This window comes from Idiomarina sp. UBA4206, from assembly GCF_002383015.1.
GTDB classification, from domain to species: domain Bacteria; phylum Pseudomonadota; class Gammaproteobacteria; order Enterobacterales; family Alteromonadaceae; genus Idiomarina; species Idiomarina abyssalis.
The window spans coordinates 28,686-28,936 of record NZ_DFTS01000036.1; the positions used below are offsets into that span (position 1 = coordinate 28,686).

Consider the following 251-nt stretch of genomic DNA (forward strand, 5'->3'; position numbering starts at 1 on the left):
GAAGGCCAGAAAATGTCTAAGTCTAAAGGTAACGTGTTAGATCCGCTGGACATGATTGACGGCATTAGCGCTGACGAGCTGGTGGCTAAACGCACAGCCAATATGATGCAGCCGAAAATGCGTGAGAAAATTGAAAAACGCACCCGCAAAGAGTTTCCTGAAGGCATTACCGCCCACGGAACCGATGCACTGCGCTTTACATTAACAGCACTTGCATCGACTGGGCGCGATATCAACTGGGACATGAAGCG

The 251-nt window shown here is 49.8% G+C and carries 1 protein-coding gene; it reads left to right on the plus strand.

The window, feature by feature from the left end; all coding sequences use genetic code 11:
* Window positions 1-251, plus strand: a 251-nt coding sequence (locus B3180_RS07455) for a class I tRNA ligase family protein (protein WP_414654040.1), incomplete at both ends; no start/stop codon positions are given.